At 32.7% G+C, this 22,322-nt stretch carries 19 protein-coding genes; 11 read left to right on the forward strand and 8 right to left on the reverse strand.

The features are described 5' to 3' along the window. Positions 1 to 75 precede the first annotated feature (75 nt). Genes LY08_RS12770 through LY08_RS12780 form a run of 3 tightly spaced genes read right to left on the reverse strand, consistent with a single transcriptional unit; the run spans position 76 to position 3,450 of the window. A complete protein-coding gene (locus LY08_RS12770) occupies positions 76 to 426 on the reverse strand; it encodes a VOC family protein (protein WP_111660841.1) in 351 nt (116 codons plus the stop codon). Between the two features lie 48 nt (positions 427 to 474). Further along, entirely contained in the window at positions 475 to 1,095 is a 621-nt protein-coding gene (locus tag LY08_RS12775) for an L-threonylcarbamoyladenylate synthase (RefSeq protein WP_111660842.1), read from the reverse strand. A gap of 21 nt (positions 1,096 to 1,116) precedes the next feature. Next, entirely contained in the window at positions 1,117 to 3,450 is a 2,334-nt protein-coding gene (locus LY08_RS12780) for an ATP-dependent helicase (RefSeq protein ID WP_111660882.1), read from the reverse strand. Between the two features lie 188 nt (positions 3,451 to 3,638). On the opposite strand from LY08_RS12780, the gene LY08_RS12785 reads away from it, so the two are divergent. Together LY08_RS12785 and LY08_RS12790 are read left to right on the forward strand one after the other, a co-directional pair. Then, positions 3,639 to 5,192 (forward strand): FMN-binding glutamate synthase family protein, encoded by a 1,554-nt coding sequence (locus LY08_RS12785; protein WP_111660843.1) that lies wholly within the window; start codon positions 3,639 to 3,641, stop codon positions 5,190 to 5,192. Between the two features lie 53 nt (positions 5,193 to 5,245). Continuing rightward, on the forward strand, positions 5,246 to 5,764 hold the full coding sequence (locus LY08_RS12790) for a DUF7935 family protein (RefSeq protein WP_111660844.1): 519 nt from the start codon (positions 5,246 to 5,248) through the stop codon (positions 5,762 to 5,764). A gap of 68 nt (positions 5,765 to 5,832) precedes the next feature. On the opposite strand, the gene LY08_RS12795 is transcribed toward LY08_RS12790, so the two are convergent. The 3 genes from LY08_RS12795 to LY08_RS12805 form a co-directional block, all read right to left on the reverse strand. Continuing rightward, positions 5,833 to 6,264 (reverse strand): hypothetical protein, encoded by a 432-nt coding sequence (locus tag LY08_RS12795; RefSeq protein WP_111660845.1) that lies wholly within the window; start codon positions 6,262 to 6,264, stop codon positions 5,833 to 5,835. 99 nt (positions 6,265 to 6,363) lie between these two features. Next, positions 6,364 to 7,281 carry a patatin-like phospholipase family protein gene (locus LY08_RS12800; RefSeq protein ID WP_111660846.1) on the reverse strand — a complete coding sequence of 306 codons (918 nt, stop codon included), beginning with the start codon at positions 7,279 to 7,281 and terminating at the stop codon, positions 6,364 to 6,366. Between the two features lie 35 nt (positions 7,282 to 7,316). Continuing rightward, complete coding sequence (locus tag LY08_RS12805; protein WP_111660847.1) at positions 7,317 to 9,365, reverse strand: M1 family metallopeptidase; 2,049 nt, start codon at positions 9,363 to 9,365, stop codon at positions 7,317 to 7,319. A gap of 83 nt (positions 9,366 to 9,448) precedes the next feature. On the opposite strand from LY08_RS12805, the gene recG reads away from it, so the two are divergent. The 5 genes from recG (at position 9,449) to LY08_RS12830 (ending at position 15,363) form a co-directional block, all read left to right on the forward strand. Further along, a complete protein-coding gene (gene recG / locus LY08_RS12810) occupies positions 9,449 to 11,551 on the forward strand; it encodes an ATP-dependent DNA helicase RecG (RefSeq protein WP_111660848.1) in 2,103 nt (700 codons plus the stop codon). Between the two features lie 91 nt (positions 11,552 to 11,642). Continuing rightward, positions 11,643 to 12,224, forward strand: a complete 582-nt coding sequence (miaE, locus tag LY08_RS12815; protein ID WP_111660849.1) for a tRNA-(ms[2]io[6]A)-hydroxylase — start codon at positions 11,643 to 11,645, stop codon at positions 12,222 to 12,224. A gap of 26 nt (positions 12,225 to 12,250) precedes the next feature. Then, positions 12,251 to 13,996: an FAD/NAD(P)-binding protein gene (locus LY08_RS12820; RefSeq protein WP_111660850.1), complete on the forward strand. Its 1,746-nt coding sequence runs from the start codon at positions 12,251 to 12,253 to the stop codon at positions 13,994 to 13,996. Positions 13,997 to 14,020: 24 nt separating this feature from the next. Beyond that, the gene (locus LY08_RS12825) at positions 14,021 to 14,719 is read left to right on the forward strand and encodes a M50 family metallopeptidase (RefSeq protein WP_111660851.1); all 699 of its coding nucleotides are present in this window, start codon (positions 14,021 to 14,023) and stop codon (positions 14,717 to 14,719) included. Positions 14,720 to 14,952: 233 nt separating this feature from the next. Next, positions 14,953 to 15,363, forward strand: a complete 411-nt coding sequence (locus LY08_RS12830) for a hypothetical protein (protein ID WP_111660852.1) — start codon at positions 14,953 to 14,955, stop codon at positions 15,361 to 15,363. 41 nt (positions 15,364 to 15,404) lie between these two features. Here the strand turns inward: LY08_RS12830 and LY08_RS12835 are convergent, their stop codons facing one another. After that, complete coding sequence (locus LY08_RS12835; protein WP_111660853.1) at positions 15,405 to 16,610, reverse strand: peroxiredoxin family protein; 1,206 nt, start codon at positions 16,608 to 16,610, stop codon at positions 15,405 to 15,407. 117 nt (positions 16,611 to 16,727) lie between these two features. Between LY08_RS12835 and pheT the strand changes: the two genes are divergently transcribed. The 4 genes from pheT (at position 16,728) to LY08_RS12855 (ending at position 20,573) form a co-directional block, all read left to right on the forward strand. Then, positions 16,728 to 19,157, forward strand: coding sequence for a phenylalanine--tRNA ligase subunit beta (gene pheT / locus LY08_RS12840; RefSeq protein WP_111660854.1), 2,430 nt, complete (start codon positions 16,728 to 16,730; stop codon positions 19,155 to 19,157). A gap of 2 nt (positions 19,158 to 19,159) precedes the next feature. Then, on the forward strand, positions 19,160 to 19,357 hold the full coding sequence (locus LY08_RS12845) for a hypothetical protein (protein WP_111660855.1): 198 nt from the start codon (positions 19,160 to 19,162) through the stop codon (positions 19,355 to 19,357). A 215-nt stretch (positions 19,358 to 19,572) separates the two neighbouring features. Next, positions 19,573 to 20,289, forward strand: coding sequence for a hypothetical protein (locus LY08_RS12850; RefSeq protein ID WP_111660856.1), 717 nt, complete (start codon positions 19,573 to 19,575; stop codon positions 20,287 to 20,289). A gap of 50 nt (positions 20,290 to 20,339) precedes the next feature. After that, positions 20,340 to 20,573 carry a putative signal transducing protein gene (locus tag LY08_RS12855; RefSeq protein ID WP_111660857.1) on the forward strand — a complete coding sequence of 78 codons (234 nt, stop codon included), beginning with the start codon at positions 20,340 to 20,342 and terminating at the stop codon, positions 20,571 to 20,573. A 122-nt stretch (positions 20,574 to 20,695) separates the two neighbouring features. Here LY08_RS12855 and LY08_RS12860 read toward each other — a convergent pair whose 3' ends face one another. Beyond that, a complete protein-coding gene (locus tag LY08_RS12860) occupies positions 20,696 to 22,318 on the reverse strand; it encodes an ABC-F family ATP-binding cassette domain-containing protein (protein ID WP_111660858.1) in 1,623 nt (540 codons plus the stop codon). Positions 22,319 to 22,322 lie beyond the last annotated feature (4 nt).

Raw genomic sequence — 22,322 nt, forward strand, 5'->3', positions numbered from 1 at the left:
AGACCAGCAAAAAAGCCAGCCTCTTGGGTCGTGTCTTACCATTACAGAGCAACACATCCCAAAGATATAAAAAAATTAAGAATCATAACTCCAAACTGATAGCTCGTTACCTGAAGGATCTAAAAATTGAAAACGACTACCACCAGGAAATGAAAAAATATCTACACAAATTGTTCCGCCAGCAATTTCAACCTGTTGTTTTGCTTGATTTAAATCTTCATGATAGATAACAACTAAGGCTCCATTAGTAATAGGCTGGTCTGTTTTTTCAAAACCTCCAGCAACACCACTAGCCTCAAAAGCAACATACCTATCACCATAGTCTGTAAATTGCCAACCAAAAACTTTATTGTAAAAGGTTTTAGCAGTTTCTAAATCTGTAGCTTTAAACTCGATGTAATTAATGTGGTTGTTGGTTGGTTTCATTGTTTTCTATTATAAAAAATGTCGAGTTACTTTTCACCATTTACGCAACTAGAAAATCTCCAAGCTCCCCTTACCTTCTCTTACTATTAAAGGCTCATCACCCGATAAATCTATAATAGTTGATGCTTGGTTATCTCCATAACCACCATCTATGACTAAATCCACTAATTTATCCCATTTTTCAAGTATTAATTCGGGATCTGTAGTATACTCTAAGATGGTATCTTCATCTCTTATAGATGTAGATACTATTGGGTTACCTAATGCTTTTACAATCTCTAAAGCAATGTTATTATTAGGCACACGTATACCTACTTCTTTTTTCTTTTTAAAAGCAGCGGGTAATGTTTTAGAACCTGGTAAAATAAAAGTGTAAGCACCAGGTAAGGCACGTTTTAAGATTTTAAATGTGGTACTATCTATTTGCTTAACGTAATCTGAAAGATTACTTAAATCATGACAGATAAAAGAAAAATTAGCTTTATCTAGCTTTACACCCTTAATACGTGCAACACGTTCTAATGCTTTGGTATTAGTAATATCACAACCCAATCCATAAACTGTATCTGTTGGGTAAATAATAAGTCCTCCTTTTTTTAAAACCTCAACAACCTTTTTAATGGCTTTTGGGTTAGGATTTTCTTCGTAAATTTTAATAAATTCTGCCATAATAGTTAAAGGTATTAAATTCTAACCAATAATTTCAAGCTTAGCAAAACGCAGTAACAATTTCTTTTTACCACCAAATTCAAAATTAATTTCGGCTTTAATATCTGTGCCTTTACCTTCTATTTTTAGGACTTCACCTCTACCAAATTTTAAATGTTTTACTCGGTTACCCACTACCAAATCTGCTCCAAACAAACTCGCATCCATTGGCGCTTGTATCTCTGATGCTTTTTTTAATTTTTTTGGTGCACTAATTTCAAAATTAGCAGGTTTTGTTTTTTCTTTCTTTTTAAATTTAGGTTGCACTGGTTTTTTAAATCTTATTTTATTTGGCTCTACATCTCCAAAAATATCAGCAGATAGCATTGGGTTGATACGTCGTTCTTCTTTTGGCGTAATGTTTTCTATAAATTGCTCGTCTATTTCTTCAATAAAACGACTAGGCTCAGAATCTACTAATTTTCCCCAACGGTAACGAGATAATGCATAAGTAAGATAGGCTTGTTTTTCGGCTCTGGTTAAGGCAACGTAAAATAAACGACGTTCTTCTTCAAGTTCTGCACGCGTATTCATACTCATGGCACTTGGAAATAAATCTTCTTCTAAACCAACCACAAATACATGATTAAACTCTAATCCTTTGGCTAAGTGAATGGTCATTAATGCAACATGATTTGGGTCTCCTTTATCACCATCTAAATCTGTTGCTAAAGCAATATCTTCTAAAAATTCTGCTAAATCACCTTTAGAATCGGCTATTTCTAGTTGTCCTTCAACAAAATCCTTGATACCATTTAAGAGTTCTTCAACGTTTTCTAATCTGGTGACACCCTCTGGTGTACCATCTTTATTAAACTCTTTCATTAACCCACTTGATTTTACAATATGCTCAGCTAAATCAAATGCATTAGCGGTTTGATTCATTACCTGATAGCTTTCAATAAGGGTCACAAAATCGCGGAGTTTATTTTTGGTTCCGTTATTAATATTAATATCAACAGTATCAATATCTTTCAACACCTGAAAAATAGTTTTGTTTAAGTTATTGGCTGCAACCACTAATCGGTCTATAGTGGTTTGACCTATACCTCTAGCTGGATAGTTTATAACACGTTTTAAAGCTTCTTCGTCTGCTGTGTTTAAAACCAGACGTAAATAAGCAGTAACGTCTTTAATTTCTTTACGTTGATAAAAGGATAATCCTCCATAAATTCGGTATGGAATATCACGTTTTCTTAGGGCGTCTTCCATTGCACGTGACTGTGCGTTGGTACGATACAATATAGCAAAATCGCTATTTGGTAGATGCTCGTTCATTTTGGTTTCCCAAATGGTACTTGCTACATAACGTCCTTCGTCACCATCTGTTAAACTACGATGTACTTTTACTTTTGGACCTTCTTCATTTGCTGTCCAAACCACTTTTTCTAGCTTGGTTTTATTATGTTCGATAACCGAGTTTGCTGCACCAACAATATTTTTTGTAGAACGATAATTTTGCTCTAAACGGTAGAGCTTTACATTATCATAATCTTTTTGAAAATTTAAAATGTTATTAATGTTAGCACCTCTAAATGCATAAATACTTTGTGCATCATCACCTACCACACAAATATTTTGAAAACGGTCTGCCAATGCACGAACAATTAAGTATTGACTGTGGTTAGTATCTTGGTACTCGTCCACCAAAATGTATCTAAATTTATCTTGATATTTAGCTAAAACCGATGGAAAACGCGTTAATAGCTCGTTAGTACGCAATAATAAATCATCAAAATCCATTGCTCCAGCTTTAAAACAACGGTCTACGTATGCTTGATAGATTTCACCCATTCTAGGTCGTCTAGCCATAGCATCTGCTTCCATTAACTCTGGATTGTTAAAATAGGCTTTAACTGTAATTAAGCTGTTTTTATAAGACGATATCCTACTATAGACTTGTTTGGTTTTATATAAGTCTTTATCTAGCCCCATTTCTTTAATTATAGCGCCTAATAATTTTTGAGAATCTTGAGTATCGTAAATAGTAAAATTACTAGGAAACCCTAAGTGGTGACCTTCAAAACGTAGGATTTTAGCAAAAACCGAGTGAAAGGTTCCCATCCATAAGTTTTTAGCTTCACTAGCACCAACAATTTGTGCAATACGTTCTTTCATTTCGCGTGCAGCTTTATTAGTAAAGGTTAAGGCTAAAATGCTAAATGCATCAACACCTTGACTCATTAAATAAGCTATACGATAAGTAAGCACTCTTGTTTTACCAGAACCTGCACCAGCAATAATAATCATTGGTCCATCTTTTTGTATTGTGGGCTCTAGTTGTGCGTCGTTTAATTGACTTAAATATTTCTCCAATGTCATTTCAATTTTAAGAGCAGTAAAAATAACTATTGTAATACTTTTAAAGCTTTGGTTTTATTAATAATTATAAACAATTAAGGTTTACATTATATTATCAAAGAAATTAATTGTTGTTTTTAAATTAAATCAAGCTGTGCTTATTTTTAATTTTTATTTTTGAAAAAAACACATTTACTAATATTATGGACTCCTTTCTAAACTTTTTATCTTCAATCACTTGGTGGATGTGGATTATTGTTGCTTTAGTTATTATAGCAATTAGAGATATTATTCAACGCAAACACACTATTAGTAGAAATTTTCCAATAGTGGGTCATTTTAGATACATATTGGAAAGTATAGGACCAGAATTACGCCAATATTTAGTAGCAAACAACAGAGAAGAACTTCCTTTTAATCGTATTGAGAGAGGTTGGGTTTATGCGTCTTCAAAAAACGAAAACAATTACGAGGGTTTTGGTACCGATCGAGACATTTACACTCATCAACATATATTTATCAATAATGCTATGATTCCGTATCGGGTTGAGGACAATCATGTTAATGCAAAAGATAAATACTTTTTACCTTGTGCAAAAGTTATAGGAGCCCATAACAAGCGTCGCAGACCGTATCGTCCTGCGTCCATAATTAATGTATCTGCTATGAGTTATGGTTCATTATCTGCACGTGCAATAGACTCGTTAAACAAAGGTTGTAAAATCGCTGGAGCCTATCATAATACCGGAGAAGGTGGTTTGTCGCCATATCATAGTAATGGTAGTGATGTGGTCTTTCATTTTGGAACTGGGTATTTTGGAGTAAGATCTGAAGACGGAAACTTTTCTATGGAGAAAATGAAAAAACTAGTAGCAGACAACCCCTTTATTCGTGCAATAGAATTAAAACTATCTCAAGGCGCTAAACCTGGAAAAGGTGGTGTATTACCAGGTTCTAAAATTAGTAAAGAAATTGCTGAAATACGTGGAGTAAAAGTAGGTGTAGATGTATTATCACCTCCTACACATAAAGCCTTTAAGACAATACCAGAAATGGTTGATTTTATTGAAGCTATTGCAGAAGAAACAGGATTACCTGTTGGTATTAAAGCAGCAATTGGGAAATTAGATCAATGGGAAGAATTAACAGATATTATGAAAAACACTGGTAAAGGTCCTGATTTTATATCTGTTGATGGTGGCGAAGGTGGTACAGGAGCAGCACCACCAAGCTTTGCAGATCATGTATCTTTACCTTGGGTATATGGATTTGGTGACCTTTATAAATTATTTCAGAAAAAAGGACTAGAAAAACAAGTGGTTTTTATAGGTAGTGGTAAACTAGGGTTTCCCGGTAAAGCTGCTATGGCGTTTTCAATGGGTGTTGATATTATAAACGTTGCCAGAGAAGCTATGATGAGTATTGGTTGCATCCAAGCACAAGTTTGTCATACTAATCGTTGCCCAAGTGGAGTAGCAACACAAAGTAAATGGTTACAGCGTGGTATAGATGTGCCTTTAAAATCTGAGCGATTAGCACAATACTTTAAAACCTTTAAAAAAGAATTTTTAGAAATTACACATGCTACAGGATACGAACATCCATGCCAATTTAAAATGAGTGATGTAGAAGTCAATGTGGATGACCACAACTTATCTAAAGAGCTAAGCGGAACGTACGGTTACGAGAAAACTCCAGTACCTTTTAACGGAATGCAAAGTTTAAAAGATTGCCAGTATTTAGGCGGAAAACATTAAACTTGTACAATAATTTAAAACACACTAAGTTTGTTATATAAACTAAAACTAATATGGAACAACAGCTTTTAAACCTTTTAATGTACACAATACCTTCTCTAGTAACAGGATCTGTTGCTTATCTATTTTTTAGAGAGCATATGCAAAATGAAGAGGAGCGTCGTAAGTTTAATATCATGAAATCCTTAAGTAAAGAGTCTTTACCAGTTAGACTTCAAGCTTATGAGAGGTTAGCGTTGTTTTTAGAACGTATATCACCTAACAAATTGTTGTTACGTGTTGCACCTTTGTCTTCGGACAAACAAGCTTATGAAGATTTACTAATAAAAAATATCGAACAAGAATTTGAGCATAATTTAGCACAACAAATTTATTTAAGCGACAATTGTTGGAGTGTGGTTAACGCGTCTAAAAGTGCAACCATACAATTAATACGTAAAGTTGGTGTAAGCGAAAAAATAGACTCTGCTAATAAATTAAGAGAAGCTATATTAAACGAAATGTTAGACAAACCAGCACCTAGTAACGCTGGATTACATTTTATTAAAAAAGAAGTTGGAGAAATTTGGTAGTACTCACTGATATATAAAAAAAGCCTCATCTTTTTGATGAGGCTTTTTTTATGCTATTTACTATATATTTAATGTACAACATCTATGGTTACACAAAACTCTCCTGTAATTGGATCTCCGTTATAAACACCGTTAAATACAAATCTCATGGTATCTCCTACCATACTTCCAGTAGCTACACAAGAGACATTTACTGTTTCATTTGGACCATTTCCTATTATTAATGTTCCGTTTCCTGTTTGGTTTAAATTTACTGTTGTAGTTACAAACACTATTCCTGAGCCATAAATTTCTACCTCTGGACCATTACTAGAGGTTACAAAAAAATCTGTCGTTAAGTTTGCTTCTGGTATAAAAACCTGAGGGTTTACTCCTAAATCATAGAATAATCCTTGAGTGGTACAAGTGGTTAATACGCCATCATCGTCATTATTACAACTTGATAAAAAAGAGATGATTATTATAAAAAATACTGTTTTTAAAAGATTTAAAGTTTTCATAATATGATAATTAAAAGGTTATTATTGTTTGTTTACATCTTTATATAAACAAGACATTAATTTTGTTACCCTTTAATTATAATATTCAACCAATTCTTTTTATCGTATTGGAACCGTAGAGTTAAATTCATCTGCATTTCCATGCTTGCTTTTTGCATATAGATATCCGTCAAGCCACCAATCTTCCATCAGTTTCTTATTAAAGATTAGAGAATTTTCGGTAAGCTTTGTTGGTGTGTAATACAAGTTAAGTTTTACATTTCTATGTTTGGCTGCAAGTTTACCAATTGCAATATCTCCTTTTTCAACTTGATCTAATAAGTGACCAAACAAATTAATCATTAATGAAAATGGGTTTTTGCCAAGTACTTTATTGTATTCTAAATTTTCGCTTTCTAAAACAATTGCATCAACCTCTGTTGCACCTCTTAAAATAGCTTCTCTAATAGGAATTACACAACCTAATCCACCATCTGCATATTCAAAGCCATCTTTTGTTGCTAAAGACATAAACGGAATGTAGTTGCAAGAAATCCAAATCCATTCGCAAAATTCCTCGTAGCTATAATCTTTTATAGACTTGTACTCTACTCTATTTTTAGAAAGATTTGTAACCGTAACTACCACATCCTCTTTAGTTTCCAGTATTTTATCATACTCTTCCTTAGTAAAGTTTTTTCTAATATTTTGCTTTAAATTTTTACTTTCTCCAAACGTGCGTTTACGTTTTATAAACTGTAGCGCTGTGTTAAAATAATTTATAGAAACATATTCTCTATCACCTTTCTTTTTAACCACAAACGGATTAATACTAAAAATTGAATTTTGATTGACATGCGTAAAAATGTGATATAATTTTTCAATATTTCCTACAGCTAAATGTGGTATAAGCAAGCTACCAGTAGATGTGCCTAAAAACATATCATACTCCTTACCTTCTTGCTCTATTAAATACTGTGCAACACCTCCTGCAAATGCACCTTTACTTCCTCCTCCAGATATAACTAATGCTTTCATATACTTTTTTAAACTCCTATGAAGAAAGGAATCTGTTATTCTTTATTATTCTCCTGCAAATTACTAATTATCGATTTATAATTTTCATTTTCAGAGAGTGTTTGTAATAATTCTTTTGCAAAACTTTTAAAACGCCAATTATGGTGTTGCGACGCCTGAACCAAATTTTCTAATGCCATTTTGTTAAATAAACCTAATTCATTTAAATAAGAAAATGCATTTTGACGTCTCTGAAATGGTTGGTGAGATGCTGTATAACTAACCATTTCATCATAAAACTCTTGGGTTTTATCAGCTTGATAATCTGGAGTTGCTATTGCCAAAGCCAACCATAACAACCTTACATTATAATCGTTAAATCCATAAATTAATTTTGTTTTATCTAAATACTGATTACGCTGTTGCGGAACGTTTGCCCAAAGATTAAATAAAGCTATCTCTTTAGTGACATAAGAATTATCGTCTAATAAAGCTTCATAATCTGATTTAAATTCTGAAGGAATCTTTGCCATATTTGCAGCTAAAGCTTGTTTAAGCTTAATATTATCTGACTGAAAAGCTTCCTTAATTAAATCGTTAAACGTAGGATAGTCTGGTTTTGTAAACGCTTCTTCTAAAACAGCTACTTGTATTGGATAATAGCCTTTCGGAAATCGAGTCACCAAACTTGATGGTATGTAATTATCTGTACTATCTTTTCTAAATCTTAAATACGGATTATTTTTCATGGTTAGTAAAAACAATGTCGTTTCGTTGTCTTCCAATGCTGCAATCATCTCGTTTACTAATAACATATCAGACGCTAACCATTTATCAACAAAATTAGTCAAATCCTGACCTGAAGTTGTTTCGACTTCACGTATAAAATCGTTAGTTTCTACATTTTTATACGCATGTTTCTCTAAATAGTTTATAACTGCTGTTTTAAAAGCAGAGTCGCCAACTTTTTCTCGCAACATATGCAGTACCCAAGCGCCTTTTTTATAAAACGTGGTACTGCTTGATTTAGGATTTAAAAGTGCTGTGCTTTGACCTGCATCGTCTTGTGCTACTAATTCTTGATAATAGTCATAAAGTTTGTTATAATAGTAATCTTCACCAAAGATATCACGCTCTGCTAACAACGCATAATAGGTTGCAAAACCTTCGTGTAACCAATGATGTGTCCCGGAAGTTTCTGTAACCAAATCTCCAAACCATTGATGTGCTAACTCGTGTGCATTAACATTAACGTAGTTTTTATCTATAAAACTAGTATTGTCTATTATAAAATCGTCACTAAAAATTGTGCAACTGGTATTTTCCATACCAGAATACAAAAAATCTTGCACTGGAACTTGTTTGTAGTTTTGCCAAGGATAGTTTACACCAATCTCTTCTTCTAAATAATCAAACATCTGTTTGGTGTAACGATAGGTTGGCTCTACTTTAGCTGAGTCTTCTGGATAGTAATACAACTCTATTGGGATTCCGCTTTTAGAGGTAATTACTGTCTTGTCATATTTTCCAATTGCAAGTGCAACTAAATAGCTAGACATGGGTTTTTGCATGTTGTAGTGCCAAGTAGTTGTAGATTTGTTGATTTGTTTATCTGTTAATTTACCATTTGCAACAACAGTATAATCACTATCATAAGTAACAGATAAATCAAACTCAATTTTATCATTCATATCATCAATACTAGGCAACCAATTGCTGGTGTATTTACCTTGACCTTGAGTCCAAATTTGATGTGAATTTTCTTTATCTAAAAAGTAGAGAGCCTTTTTAGGATTTGAAATAAAACTAACAAGAGCTTTATATGATTTACCCTTAAAAAAGCTTTTCTTAATAGTTATTTTTGAACCATCATAGTTAAAATTGCAACCAGGTACATGTATCATTTTAAAGTCTTTTGCATCAATAAATATCGAATCTATGTTTTTCAAAATATTGAATTCAAATTCAACATGACCTAAAACACCTTGTTTTTCAATATCTACCGTTAAACTTACATCTGCCTTTACAAAATCCACAACATCAGCCTGTTGTGCGTTAACAGTAAAGCCTAGAAAAGTAATAAAGAGTAAAAAAAAGTATCTCATAAGTAGTTATAAACAAGGATTAGACCAAAATACGCAAAATTTCAAGTTTCATCTTTCAAGTTTATAAATTATCTTCGTTGTTTATGAGTATTAATCTTCAAACTCCTATAGATTATCTTAAGGGTGTTGGACCAAATCGTGCCGATTTGCTTCGCAAGGAGTTGGGTATTCATACCTATCAAGATTTAATTAACCTGTTTCCTAACCGTTATTTAGACCGAACACAGTATTATAAAATCAATCAGTTACAGCGCAATGCTGCCGAAATACAAGTAATCGGTAAAATTACCAAATTTGAAGAAGTTGCTCAAAAACGTGGAAAACGTCTAGTTGCCACGTTTAAAGACGAAACCGGAACTATGGAATTGGTGTGGTTTAGAGGTCAAAAATGGATTAGAGAAAGCTTAAAATTAAATACGCCTTACGTCATCTTCGGTAAAACCAATTGGTTTAATGGTAAGTTTAATATGCCTCACCCAGAGATTGAATTACTTACCGAGCATCAAGCTAATTTGCGCAGTGCGATGCAAGCCATTTATCCTTCCACAGAGAAATTATCTAACAAAGGAATTAGCAATCGGGTGATGACCAAAATCATGCAAAATTTGTTTCTAGAAACCAAAGGAAAATTTGCCGAAACCTTGTCTGAAAAACTACTCTCAGAAAACAAATTAATTTCAAAATCTGAAGCCCTTTTTAACATCCATTTTCCAAAAGATCAAGAGGCACTTTCTAAAGCACAATTTAGGCTAAAATTTGAAGAATTATTTTACATACAATTGCAATTAATTCTGAAAAATTTAATTCATAAAACAAAGATAAAAGGATTTCCTTTTGAAAAAGTTGGCGAACACTTCAATCAGTTTTTTAAACACCATTTACCGTTTGAATTAACCAACGCTCAAAAACGAGTGATTAAAGAAATTCGTCACGATTTAGGAAGCAATGCTCAAATGAATCGATTATTGCAAGGTGATGTGGGTTCTGGAAAAACCATTGTAGCGCTAATGTCAATATTAATAGCGCTTGACAACGGTTTTCAAGCGTGTTTAATGGCTCCGACTGAAATTTTGTCAGTACAACACTATAATAGATTAATTGAACTATGTAATAATCTGAATATCAGTATTAAACTATTAACAGGCTCAAGTAAAGCTTCAGAACGCAAAGAAATCCACGAACAGCTCGAAAATGGCGAATTAAACCTCTTAATTGGTACGCATGCGTTACTTGAAGATAAGGTTAAATTTAAAAATTTGGGACTCGCAATTATTGACGAGCAACACCGATTTGGAGTCAAACAACGTGCAAAATTATGGAAGAAAAACACCTTTCCTCCTCACGTTTTGGTGATGACTGCAACTCCAATTCCTAGAACATTAGCTATGTCTGTTTATGGTGATTTAGACATCTCAATTATTGACGAATTACCACCTGGTAGAAAGGCTATAAAAACGGTCCACAGATATGACTCTAATCGACTAAAAGTGTTTCGATTTATACGTGACGAAATTGCTAAGGGAAGGCAAGTTTATATTGTCTATCCTTTGATACAAGAAAGTGCTCAAATGGACTATAAAGATTTAATGGATGGCTACGAAAGTTTATCTAGAGAATTCCCGATGCCAAACTATCAAATTTCTATTGTTCATGGTAAAATGAAACCAGCAGACAAAGAGTTTGAAATGCAACGATTTGTTAAAGGAGAAACTAATATTATGGTTGCAACCACTGTTATTGAAGTTGGTGTAAATGTACCAAACGCCTCAGTCATGGTTATAGAAAGCGCAGAGCGGTTTGGATTAGCACAACTCCACCAACTTAGAGGTCGTGTGGGTCGTGGTGCAGAACAAAGTTATTGTATCCTTATGACTAGTCATAAATTATCAGAAAATAGCAAAACACGTATTGAAACCATGGTTAGAACCAATGATGGTTTTGAAATTGCAGAAGTCGATTTAAAACTTCGTGGTCCTGGTGATATTATGGGAACACAGCAAAGTGGAATATTAAATTTACGCATTGCAGACATCATTAAAGACAACCACATTCTACAACATGCTCGCTATTGGGCAAAACAAATTTTAGACAAAGACCCAAGCTTAGGTCATCCAGAAAACGCTATAATTTTAGATACTTACAGACAAATGAGTAAGTACAAAAATATCTGGAATTACATTAGTTAGAGTAATCACATAAAAGTATCACTTAAATCATTGTTTATTTTTACCTTTATAAAGTACTTATTACTTACTATTAATTACTAGCCACTAAATTATGCTTCACCTTAAACTAGAAACCGATCCACGTTGGGTTACAATTGTAGAGTCTAATCTTGAAGAAATCCTAACCGATCATGCGTGGTGCGAGCAAAAAGCAGCTACAAATGCCATTACTATAATTACATTAAATTCTGAAAAAGAGGATTTAGTAACAGAACTACTAGAATTAGCTAAGGAAGAACTAGAGCACTTCCAAATGGTACACAATATTATAAAAGCACGTGGTTACACACTGGGTCGCGAGCGTAAAGACCACTACGTCAACCAACTTTATAAGTTTATGAATAAAGGTGGTAATCGTGTACAATCTATGGTGGACAGACTACTGTTTTCTGCAATGATTGAAGCCCGAAGCTGTGAACGTTTTAAATTGTTGTCAGAGCGCATTAAAGACAAAGAATTGTCGAAATTTTATTATGATTTAATGGTCAGCGAAGCTGGACATTACACCACATTTATCACCTTTGCACGTCAATACGGACAAGATGTAGATGTTGACCAACGTTGGAAAGAACTTGTTGAGTTTGAAGGAGAACTCATTAAAAGTTATGGTAAAAACGAGAGTATTCATGGATAAATTTTAATTACAGAGTCATAAATCACATGAAAAACAACACATTTACCATTGCTGTTATTGGTTGTGGACCAAGAGGCTTATCGGCTTTAGAAAACCTGTTTATATCTCTACAAAACACCTCAACAAATTGTAAAATAAATGTTATAATTTTTGAAAAAACAAAACACTTAGGCTCTGGTCCCATCTACAGAAACAATCAACCAGACAGTAATTGGTTAAATATATCAGAACGTGCTTTAACTATTGAAGCAAGACCCAAAATTAAAATTAACAATAGTACTGTTGCTGCTTTTCCCTCTTACCACCAGTGGACAAAAAAACCTAAACAAGAGATATTAAACAACCGACATGAAGTGTTTCCTAAACGGTCTTTTTTTGGGGATTACTTAAGAGAACGTTACCAATCTATAGCCAAAGTATTAGAGCAAGAAAATCTATTAAAAATTATTAACCAAAAAGTTATTGAGGTTAGACATATTACTGATGGATTAGAAATTTTAACCATAAACCAATCTACATACAAAGCACACGAAGTCGTGTTAACTATTGGCCATCAGGACACTGTACTATCAGACCAGCTAAAAGCCTGGAAACTACATACCTCAATAAACCCTAATTGCTTTGCGTTTGAAGAGACTTACCCTATAAAAAACGTACTTGCAATTGATTATAAGCATAAACCACATCATGTTGGTATTAGAGGATTTGGCCTAGCCATGATGGATGTGACAAGAGCATTAGTTAATGCCAATGGTGGCGTTTTTAAAATTATTAACGAAATGACTCATCAAATGAGTTATACAAGTGGACCCTCTAAACTTAAGTTAATTCCTTTCTCTCTTGACGGATTACCTATGGCTTGCAAACCTTTAAACTCTGAAGTAGACAGTCTTTTTATGCCTTCAAAAGCAGACTTACAACACTTAGAAACTGTGTTATCCAGAGTTAGTAAAGATAAATCTTATGATAACGGAAATCAGTTTGTATTAGATGCTATTAGCAATATAGCTTCAAAACAATTTATTAAACTGAACAATAAGGCCTATCCACATAGTTATTCTGAAAATCAATTACAAGCCATAATACTCAAATACCTATCTGAGGATGCTTTTAAGCATAACTTAATTGTCCCAACGACTCAACCTGCTCAAGACATTATTCAATCGTATGTCCATATGGCTTCAGCAACTAAACCAATAAGTTTAGATTATTGCTTAGGTCAGGTTTGGAGACATTGCGAGCCTATTCTTTATAAAACCATGTCGCATTGCAATTTAAAAGATGAGGTTATTAATGAAGTTATAGCAATAGACGAGCGTATGAAACGCTATGCTTTTGGCCCACCAATAGAAAGCTTACAGCAATTATTAGCACTAGCAAAAGAAGGTACGTTAGATTTAAGTTTTGTAAATGACCCTAAAATTAAATTAGTAAAAGACGGTTGGCTATTAGAAAAAAACAAATCAACCATTATTTGCGATATTATGGTCAATTCTGTTTTAGACAGTCCAGATATTAAAAAAGTAAACACACCAATAATTTCTAACTTATTAAAAAATGAAATCATACAACCTGTTTATGGTAATCTTGGCATAGAAACTTTACCTAACGGTTTAGTAGTTTCTAAAAACAAAACTCAAAATAACAATATAGCTTTATTAGGACGATTAGCAAAAGGAAGTGTTGTTGGTGTTGATGCCATATTAGAGTGTTTTGGACCTAGAATTAAAGATTGGTCAGATGGAGTTTGTAATAGAATTAAGCAAAATTAAACAAGCTAATAACATAGTTTATTCATGAAATTAACTGCAGGAAAACAACAAATACTCTACTTAGTTATCCTATTAATTGCAACAGTTGTGTTTTGGAATACTTTACTTGTATACCCAATCAAATTATTTGTAGTGATGCTTCATGAAATGAGTCATGGTCTAATGGCTATGCTCTTTGGAGGAGAAATAATAGAAATCCATATAGATAGACGCATTGGTGGTTACTGTATGTATACTATGAGACCTAGTTTTTGGGGAAGTTTCATGACTAGTAGTGCTGGTTATTTAGGAAGCCTATTTTGGGGATCGTTAATTTTAATTCTTGCAGTAAAATCTGTAAAAGATAAATACATCACTTTAGTAATAGGTATTTTATTATTAATCCTCTCCTACTTTGTATTACAATCTGGTGTGTGGTTTGGTACTTTAATGACAGCTGGACTAGGCGTTTTGATGTTAATTTCTTTCAGGTTTTTTGGTCCTTTATTTCATGATTTATGGTTAAAATTTATTGGTATCATTTGCTGCGCCTATGTTATTTTAGATATTAAAGGTGATTTAATTGATAATTCTAAAATAGGAAGTGATGCAGATAAAATTGCCGAAATCACAGGTCTACCAAGTGTTTTTGTTGGTGTTATTTGGCTGCTTATTGCTTTAATTACTTTGTTTTTTGTGCTTAGATATATCTATAGGCATTCTAAAATTGCATTTTCCAGATAGTGTGTTGGCATGTATTAATTTTAGCATTTTACAATTAAACATAAACAGTAAACAACTGAAATACAATTGTTTATAACTTTTCCTGTAGCCTACAATTTATATTTATAAATGTATTATTTTAGATAAGTGTACTATTAACAAAAACAAAGCCTTCAATACCACTTAACTCTTCTTTTAAAACTAATATAGTACAGCATTTATTTAGTTATACCTATTAATTTAAAACATGTATTATGAAAACAACAGTTGTATTATTTGCATTAATGGTGGTTTCTACCTTAGGGTTTTCTCAAGTTGATGGTGACCCAATTCCTGGTATTGATATTACTATAGAACAAGGTGGACCTAAAGCTACAGCACAAATTACTAGTTTAGAACAAGAGTATCTTGATTTAAAACTAGCAGAACTTCAGCAGGAATTTAGAAAAAAACAAAAAAAACTTTCTTTAAAAACTCAAGATGACATAGACAAAGCTTACATCACATTTTTAGAAGAAAAAATCAAAAGCGCTACAACACCTGGAGGAGGTGCTGGTAAAGCAGTTTTTAAAGAAATGACAATAACCAAAAAGACCGATAATGCTCGCGCTAATATAAAACCTGAACCAACTAAAGAAGTAGAAGAAAATACAATAGATGATTAACTTTAATTATCGACTTTTTTAATTTGTAGTTTTATTCCTGATTATTCAGCTAACAACGCATCAACAAACGTCGTAAATTCAGCTTTAAACTCGGTAAACTTCTCACCTGTTGCAGGACCATTAAACCCTGTATGTATTTTGCGAACTTTACCTGATTTATCAATAAATATAGACGTTGGATAACTTAACACATGGTTAAGCATTGGTAGTTTTTCGTTTGCTTTAGATTTGCTTGTTGTACCAGTTTGTGCTAATAAAATGGGATAAGTAATCCCGATTCTATCTTGTAAACGCTTTATAAAACTAAAGGCTTTGTCTTCTGTTTTAGCGTATTCAAAAGCTAAAGCAACAATTTCTAATCCTCTATCCTTGTTATTTTTATAATAGTCTGCATAATATTTACTTTCATCAAGACAATTTGGACACCAAGTTCCCATAACTTGAACTATAACAACTTTATCTTTAAACCTGTCATCAGACAATGACACTTGTTTTCCGTTAACATCAGGGAAAGTAAACGCTAAGCTATCATAACCGTCTTTTAAAACCGTTAAATCGTTAGCACTAGCTAACTGGTAATTATCATTACGTTTGGCAGTAAATGGCTCTTTCCAATGGTTTCCAGAATAAAACATCCCGTTTATGGTAGAATCGGTAACCATTCCTGTAAATAAAAAGGCATGTGCACCATCAAAGGTTGACAATTGCAATTGGTTACCATTTATTACGCCTTCAAGAAAACGGTAATCTCCAGTTTCTGTTAAAAAAGTACCAGTTACTGTATTATTAGTCTGTTTAAATACGCCTTTAGCAACATAACTATCATTTGTATTAGGACTAAAAACAGTTTCCCAATCTCCAGAAATATCTATCTCTGTTTTTTCATTTACAGCAAATCTTGAGTCATTTTTAGAGGCTTTAAAAATTTGCTGTCTGTTTTTTTCTTCTATTACAAATCGTCCATTTAGAGTTTCATCTTGGATTTTAGCGATGATTAGACCTTCAAAAACTGGGAGTTTGATATAAACCGAATCGTTTTTATATTCAATTTCATCTACCTCAATCACTTCTTCTGCATTATATATTTCTAATGCATTTGCATCTTTCACTTTAAAAACAAAAGGAAGCTGCAACGAGTCATTTACTTGTAATTCTGCACGATAGGTTCCTGCAGTCAAAAATTCGGTTTCATTTTTGTCACATGACAACATTGTAATTGCTACTAGTAAAAAGAGAAAATAACGCATAATTTAAAGGTTTTCTAAATTTATTCGAAATAACAACAAAATACTTACAAATAAAAGAACTTTCAATTTTATCAACCCTTAACTATTATTATATTTGTCCCCTTAATTATTCTATACATGAAGATTTCTTATAACTGGATAAAACAATTTATAAACACAGATTGGTCTGCAGAACAAACCAGTGAATTATTAACTGATTTAGGACTTGAAGTTGAAGGATTAGAAAAATTCCAAAGTGTAAAAGGTGGATTAGAAGGTGTTGTTGTAGGTGAAGTTTTAACGTGTGAGCAACACAGTAATGCCGATAAACTAAAAGTAACAACCGTTACTATTGGTTCTGGTGAGCCACTACAAATTGTTTGTGGAGCACCAAATGTTGCTGCAGGACAAAAAGTACCTGTTGCTACAATTGGCACAACATTATACACAGACACTGGTGATGCTTGGACCATTAAAAAAGGAAAAATTAGAGGTGAAGAAAGTCACGGAATGATATGTGCAGAAGACGAGTTAGGCTTAGGTAAATCTCATGATGGTATTTTAGTTCTTCCAGAAGATACTGTTGTTGGCACACCTTGTGCAGAGTTGTTTGATGTAGAAAATGATCTGGTGTTTGAAATTGGTTTAACTCCAAATCGTGCTGATGCTATGAGCCATTTTGGAACTGCAAGAGATCTAAAAGCTGGATTACTACAAAAAGGTATTAATGTTGAGTTAATTACACCAAGTGTAAGTGCTTTTCATGTAGAAAACAGAACGCTTAAAATGGATGTTGACGTCATTAATAAAGACTTAGCACCAAGATATTGTGGTGTAACCATTAGTGGTTTAAAAGTCCAAGACTCGCCAGAATGGTTACAAAACAGATTAAAAGCAATTGGCTTATCACCAATAAATAATATTGTAGATGTAACAAACTATGTGTTACATGATTTGGGACAACCGCTTCATGCGTTTGATGCTAATAAAATTACAGGCAACAAAGTATTAGTTAAAACACTTCCTGCTGGAACAAAATTTACCACATTAGATGGTATAGAGCGCGAATTACATGAGGATGATTTAATGATTTGCAACGCTGAAAAACCAATGTGTATAGCTGGAGTTTTTGGTGGTATAGATAGTGGCGTAACAGAAAGTACCACAAGTATTTTCTTAGAAAGCGCCTACTTTAATCCGGTTAGCGTGCGTAAAACCGCTAAACGTCATGGTTTAAATACAGATGCGTCTTTTAGATTTGAACGAGGTATCGATCCAAACATCACAGAATATGCTTTAAAGCGAGCTGCTTTAATGATTCAGGATATTGCTGGAGGAGAAATTACAAGCGAAATTGTAGATATTTATCCTAACAAAATTGAAGATTTTCAAGTACGTTTAAGTTTTGAAAAGGTGACCAAATTAATTGGTCAAGACATACCTAGAGAAACGATTAAATCTATATTAACCTCTTTGGATATTAAAGTTAATAGTGTAACCGAAACAGGTTTAGGATTGACTATTCCTGCGTTTAGAAATGATGTTACCAGAGAAGCAGATGTTATTGAAGAAATATTACGTGTTTATGGTTATAACAATGTACACACTAGCTCTAAATTAAATGCGTCCATCTCTAACGCTTCAAAATTTGAAGATTACAAACTACAAAATGTGGTAGGTAATCAATTAGCTGCTCAAGGGTGGTTTGAGATTATGGCTAACTCGTTAACTAGCGCAAATTACATAGCTTTATCCGAGCAATTAAAAGCAGAACATAATGTAGAAATGCTAAATCCGTTAAGTCAGGATTTAGGTGTGATGCGTCAAAGTTTACTGTTTTCTGGCTTAGAAGCTGTAAGTCATAATATTAACAGAAGACAACACAATTTAAAGTTTTTTGAATTTGGTAAAACTTATCACGATTTTGGAAATAAACGTGAGGAGTTTAAACGTTTGTCTTTATTTGTTACAGGTCATAAAACTGAAGAAAGCTGGTCACAGTCGCCTCAACCTAAAACAGATTTTTTCTTTTTAAAAGGAAGTATTGCTAGTATCTTAAACCGTTTAGGTATAAACCGCTACCAAGAAAACACGACTAAAAACGATGTGTTTACTGAAGGCTTACAACTAAGTATTGGACGTGATGTTTTAGTTGATTTTGGAATTATAAAATCTAAAATCACCAAGCATTTTGACATTAGTCAAGAGGTGTTTTATGCAGATTTTAATTGGGATACTATTTTAGAGGTCGCTAAACGCAACAAAATAAAGTTTAGTGCAATCCCAAAATACCCAGAGGTAAGACGTGATTTTGCGTTATTATTAGATGATGCTGTAACTTTTGATTCTATTCAAAGTATTGCTAAAAAAACAGAAAAACAACTACTTAAAAACGTTAATCTTTTTGATGTCTATCAAGGTAAAAACTTACCTAATGGTAAAAAAAGTTATGCGGTAAGCTTTACGTTTTTAGACGATCGTCAAACCCTTACAGATAAAGTGGTGGACAAAATAATGAACAAGCTTCAAAACAATTTTGAACGCGAACTTGGAGCAGAATTAAGATAATTATGGAACCATTAAGAAAAAATAATAACTGGAATTTATTTACAGGATTAATCTTAACCCTATTTGGTAGCTTTAGACTGTATCAGCATTTTTCTGGAATGACAACTTATAGCAACCTAAGGTTGATATTATCTTTTGCTTTTGTGGGTTACGGTATCTTTAGCTTATACCAATACTTTCAAATAAAGAATAACAAATAACTTACAAAGCCTTCAAATTATTGAAGGCTTTTGTTTAACCTTAAATTTGTTTTTTTTATCAAAAAAAAATGAAAGCCTTTTTATTTCAATAGGATTAGGATTTTCACCTCTTTTTTTTACCTTAAACAAAATATTCAAATTTCAGATCAAGACTGTTAAAGCTTTGTTTTTAAGCATACTATATTGTATTTTTATGTTGAAGAAAAAGAAAAATAATGATATTTAATCCTACCAACATTGAAAGTAAATTACGAAAACAACAATTACGTGATTTAGATAGCCATACCATTTTAGATCAAGTCTATTCAATTTTAAAAGCTAATGACGACCTTGAAAACAGAATAGTAAACACATTGCAATCTGGACAACAAGGTAATTCCAATTTATTTGATATTGATAAGCTAGAAGCCGACCGTATTTTTCATATTGATAGCATTAAAAAAACATGCATCGATTACCGATTACGTTTTTTAGATACTAAATATTTTAAAAACCAGTTTCCTCGAGAGGCGATTTCTAGAATTAAACATTTAGAAAAAACACATAATACATCCTTAAAAGGGTTTAAAATAATGGCACCTTCTAAGCTCTTCAAATTAGAAAATCCAGATGATCCATTATTATTTGCACCAATCGGAAACGGTTATTATTACTTAATCCATAAATGGGGAAACGATTTAAATCCGTTTAGAAAATGGTTAGTATTACCCTTTAAAAATTTTGAAAACCTGCTGATTTTCGCCTTATTAACAAGTGTTATTATTACAGTATTATTTAACTTCAATCTAACACAAGACCAACATTATATTGGTAAAATGCTTCTACTGTTTTTGTTTATGTTTAAATCTGTGGTAGGTATTGTTATTTTTTATGCTATTTCGCAAGGTAAAAATGTAAATACAGCTATTTGGAACAGTAAGTATAGTAAGTAATTATTTAAAAACTATTTTGTATCTTTAAGTAAACCCTAAACAGATATAATATGGAATCAGAATATATTAAAATATTTCAAGGTAACTTTATTATAGTTCAACTTGTAAAAACACGTCTTGAAGAGATTGGTATTAACCCAGTAATTAAAGATGGTAACGAATCTGGACGATTAGGTGGCTTTGTATATGACACACCAAGAGTCCCAGAAGTTTTTGTACATGAATCAGAACTAAAAAAAGCAATGACTATTGTTAATCAAGTTAAAGCAGAGACCGAAGCTTGATTAGTATTAAGTAATTAGTGATTAGTGATTAGTAATTAGTAATTAGTAATTAGTGAAAATAAAAAAAACTCTAAATTAAATTTAGAGTTTTTTATACCTATTATTTTATGCTAGACACTATACTAATTAGCATACATCTTTTCACGTAATTCTTTAATTTTAGGATCTTGCATATACTCGTCAAACGTAGTGTATCTGTCAATTACTCCATTAGGAGTTAACTCTACTACTCTATTAGCCACAGTTTGTGCAAACTCGTGGTCATGTGTTGTAAACAATACGGTACCTTTAAAGTTTTTAAGCGAATTATTAAACGCTGTGATACTCTCTAAGTCTAAATGGTTTGTTGGTTCGTCTAATTGTAAAACGTTTGCTCTAGTCATCATCATTCTAGATAACATACAACGTACTTTTTCTCCTCCAGATAAAACATTACATTTTTTAAGTGCTTCTTCACCACTAAAAATCATTTTCCCTAAAAAGCCTCTAATATGCACTTCTTCTCTTTCTTCTTCTGTTTTAGCCCATTGACGTAACCAATCCACTAAAGTCATGTCGTTACTTTCAAAAAACTTACTATTATCTAAAGGTAAGTAAGATTGTGTGGTTGTTACTCCCCAAGAAAAAGTTCCAGAATCTGCTTTTAGGTTGTTATTTAAAATTTCGTAAAAAGCAGTTGTCGCTCTTGAGTCTCTAGAAAACAAGACAACTTTATCCCCTTTTTGAAGGTTTAAATCTATATCTTTAAACAACACCTCTCCATCTAAACTAGCAGAAAGACCTTCAACATTTAAAATTTGGTCACCTGCTTCTCTATCGCGTTCAAAAATAATAGCAGGATAACGACGACTAGTACGTCTAATATCTTCGATATTAAGTTTATCAATCATCTTTTTTCTACTGGTAGCTTGTTTACTTTTTGCGACGTTAGCAGAAAAACGACGAATAAATTCTTCTAATTCTTTCTTTTTCTCTTCAGCTTTTTTGTTTTGTTGTGCATGTTGTCTTGCTGCTAATTGCGACGACTCGTACCAAAAGGTATAATTACCAGAATAATGGTTGATTTTTCCAAAGTCAATATCGCTAATATGCGTACACACTGCATCTAAAAAGTGTCTATCGTGAGAAACAACTATAACACAATTATCATAGTTAGCTAAAAAATTTTCTAACCAAGAAATGGTTTCGTAATCCAAGTCGTTGGTAGGCTCATCCATGATTAGTACATCTGGATTTCCAAAAAGTGCTTGTGCTAAAAGCACACGTACTTTTTGCTTACCATCTAAATCGCCCATTAAGGTATAATGCAAATCTTCTTTAATACCTAAATTAGACAGCATCGCAGCAGCATCGCTATCTGCATTCCAACCATTCATTTCTTCAAACTGCACTTGGAGTTCGCCAATTTTTTCAGCATTTTCATCTGTATAATCGGCGTATAATGCATCTATTTCTGACTTGATATCGTATAGTGGTTTATTACCTTTTAACACCGTTTCTAAAACGGTATCTGCATCATGTTTGTTGTGGTCTTGAGTTAAAACCGACATACGTTTACCTGGCTCTAAATGTACATGTCCAGATGTAGGCTCTATTTGACCTGATATTATTTTTAAAAACGTTGATTTTCCAGCTCCATTGGCTCCAATAATCCCATAACAATTTCCGTTATTAAATGTGGTACTTACCTCATCAAAAAGCACACGCTTACCGAATTGAACTGATAAATTTGATACTGATAACATATCT

The organism is Olleya aquimaris, from assembly GCF_003259525.1.
GTDB classification, from domain to species: domain Bacteria; phylum Bacteroidota; class Bacteroidia; order Flavobacteriales; family Flavobacteriaceae; genus Olleya; species Olleya aquimaris.